This window comes from Caballeronia sp., assembly GCF_049581465.1.
Lineage (GTDB): Bacteria > Pseudomonadota > Gammaproteobacteria > Burkholderiales > Burkholderiaceae > Caballeronia.
Genome location: NZ_JBAUSA010000502.1, coordinates 1 through 1964 on the forward strand (window position 1 = coordinate 1; position 1964 = coordinate 1964).

Annotated in this window: 2 protein-coding genes and 1 pseudogene; 1 reads left to right on the forward strand and 2 read right to left on the reverse strand. The window is 60.3% G+C overall.

The window, feature by feature from the left end:
- The first annotated feature begins 453 nt into the window (after positions 1–453).
- Positions 454–1521, forward strand: coding sequence for an SDR family oxidoreductase (locus WCA53_RS12335; RefSeq protein WP_423910031.1), 1068 nt, complete (start codon positions 454–456; stop codon positions 1519–1521).
- 27 nt (positions 1522–1548) lie between these two features.
- Here WCA53_RS12335 and WCA53_RS12340 read toward each other — a convergent pair.
- Both WCA53_RS12340 and WCA53_RS12345 read right to left on the reverse strand, forming a co-directional pair.
- Positions 1549–1716, reverse strand: a pseudogene (locus WCA53_RS12340) (aldo/keto reductase); the annotation flags it as partial.
- A gap of 146 nt (positions 1717–1862) precedes the next feature.
- The coding region (locus WCA53_RS12345) for an AraC family transcriptional regulator (RefSeq protein WP_423910034.1) at positions 1863–1964 on the reverse strand (102 nt) is incomplete at its 5' end.

A 1964-nucleotide genomic window follows, 5' to 3' on the forward strand; every position in this document is an offset into this window, starting at 1 on the left:
CACTCGTCCGGGTTCTCGTCACTTCATCTTTCAGCGCGCGGTCCAGGACGGCGGGAATGACCAGGTTGAGTTCGGGCACGTGGATATCCGAAGGGTAGCTGCGCGAGGGTTGCGCGCGTTGGGAGCATCGATCGATGGATGAATGAATGAAGCATCTCCACGAGTCGGGATGCAGGGAACAAAAATATTCTCGATCGACCTGCGGGGCAAGTGTCTTTAGGGGTAGGCACCCTATACGAACGTACTGACTCGCATTGGACGGTCCGAATAGAGGTATTCCGATTGAAACGATCCACCGGCTTTCGACGCCTGACAGATCGGATCTGCCGTTATTTGCTAACCTCTGAGGGATTTCGCTGGAGACGCGTTCAATCACGGGCAACGGCCGGTCGCCGCGTCACCCCACCGCGTCACGCCATATTGGCAGGCAATTACTTTTGGGCTTTCTATCTCATGGAAAATCGGGCACTCATCATTGGCGCTAGCGGCATTGTCGGAAGCAATCTCGCCGACCAGTTGCTCGCGAGCGGCTGGAACGTTTCGGGACTCTCACGCGGCCGCACGGCCGTGTCGCCGGCCATCGAATCCATTACCGCCGATCTGACCTCATCTGAATCCGTCAATCAAGCGCTCGCCGGCAGAACCTTCAGTCACGTATTCTTTACCGCATGGGCTCGCCAGGCGACGGAAAAAGACAACATCCGCGTGAACGGCGGCATGGTGCGTCATGTGCTGGATGCACTTGGAGCGTCGGGCGGCGTATCGCACGCCGCGCTCGTCACGGGCCTGAAGCACTACCTTGGACCATTCGAGGCCTATGCGACAGGCGCGGTGCCCATCACGCCGTTTCGAGAAGAGCAGGGCCGCCAGCCGGTCGATAATTTTTACTACGAGCAGGAAGACCGTCTCTTCGAGGCGGCACGGCGATACGGTTTCAACTGGAGCGTGCATCGTCCCCATACGATCATCGGCTTCGCTGTGGGCAACGCGATGAACATGGGCGTGAAGCTCGCGGTCTACGCGACGCTTTGCAAAGAGACTGGCCAGCCTTTCCTGTTCCCCGGTGCGCCGGCGCAATGGAACGGCTTGACCGACATGACCGACGCGCGCCTGCTCGCGCGACATCTTGAATGGGCCGCGACGTCCCCGAATGCAATCAACGAAGACTTCAACGTGGTCAACGGCGACGTGTTCCGCTGGAAATGGATGTGGTCGCGTATCGCGGACTACTTCGGCATCGAGGCCGCGCCGTTCGACGGCGAAACGCGTCCGCTTGAACCGCGCATGCAGGATGCCGGACCGCAATGGTCCAGCATTGCGGCGCGGTTCGATCTGGCGGAAGGAGACATCGGCAAGCTCGCGCCGTGGTGGCACACGGATGCCGATCTCGGACGTCCGATGGAAGTGGTTACCGATATGACCAAGAGCCGCAAGGCGGGCTTTCTCGACTATCAGAGCACGTCCGATTCCTTTTATGAATTGTTCGACCGGCTCAAGGCTGAACGCATCATTCCCCAATGACGTGACGGATTGCTGCAGCCGCGGCCGTTAGCGATCCACACGCTGCTGCAGGTGCGCCGGGTAGCGGTCGCCCACCACCTTGATCTCCCGCAGGGCCGCTTCGATGACGGCCAGGTCGTCAGGCGACAGCTCGACTCCAGCCGCGCCGACATTCTCGTCGAGCCGATGCAGCTTGGTGGTGCCTGGAATGGGCATTGGCATTGCGGTGGGTCCCGGACTATCTGGTTGCAGAGCATCTGGCAGCGGGCCGGCTCGCGCAATTGCTTTCCGAATGGAGTCCTTGGCCAGCGCTAGCGCCGGATAGGTGGCGGCCGCTGGGCGCTTCGCGTCCGGCATGGCATTCAATCCTTGCTTCGCGCTTCCAGGCGATACCGACTGGGACTCTGACCAAACATCCTTTTGAACGTCGAACTAAACGTGGTTTCGGACGCGTAGCCTACGGC

Bases quoted from the DNA above. Each gene is read 5' to 3' on its own strand.
- WCA53_RS12335 (WP_423910031.1), top strand. From the start codon at position 454: ATGGAAAATCGGGCACTCATCATTGGCGCTAGCGGCATTGTCGGAAGC.